This window comes from Bacillus sp. EE-W1 (genome assembly GCF_009760835.1).
Classification (GTDB): Bacteria; Bacillota; Bacilli; order Bacillales; family Bacillaceae_G; genus Bacillus_A; species Bacillus_A wiedmannii.
In genome coordinates this window covers 1-512 of the sequence record NZ_WIPE01000072.1, presented here as the reverse complement: position 1 = coordinate 512, position 512 = coordinate 1, and the positions used below count along the sequence as shown (strand labels likewise).

At 42.0% G+C, this 512-nt stretch carries 1 protein-coding gene; it reads right to left on the bottom strand.

Translation table 11 applies throughout. From position 1 onward, the window contains the following. Positions 1-512, bottom strand: a 512-nt coding sequence (locus GFJ36_RS18460; RefSeq protein WP_141539394.1) for a DUF3898 domain-containing protein, incomplete at both ends; no start/stop codon positions are given.

Below are 512 nucleotides of genomic sequence, written 5' to 3'. Positions count from 1 at the left end.
CTTATTCTCAATCCGCTCAATCACATCTTGCAATTCATCTGGCTTCAGAAATTCAATCGGAGAGAAGCCTTTCTCAAACGTAAGTGTATCAGCTTCAATCATTAATACGTATCGGTCATTTACCTTTGCGATATGTATTTGATCCCCGAAATCAGCAAGCAGGGCCTTTACGGAGATGTGGTCTGCTTTTAGCTTTAATTCCACTTCAGGAGCGTGCTCGACGATTTGAGCGGTAGCTTCCATTACTTCTTCGGTTGAAAATTGTTCCATAATTTCGCGTTTCGGACTGGCAGCCCATACTTCCATTGCTTGGTCGAATTGTTCGCGTTCTTCCGTACCTTCTTCAAATACATCTTCAATTTGGTCGTATACCATGTCCATTACTTGTGTTTTCATAATTTCAGGCATAGAGCGTTCGTACTCGACGAATTTTAAGAAGTCCTCAAAATAACGGGCGTGAGATGCTTGATGAATTTTTAGTTCGCCTACTTCGACCATACCTTCTTCAGGCA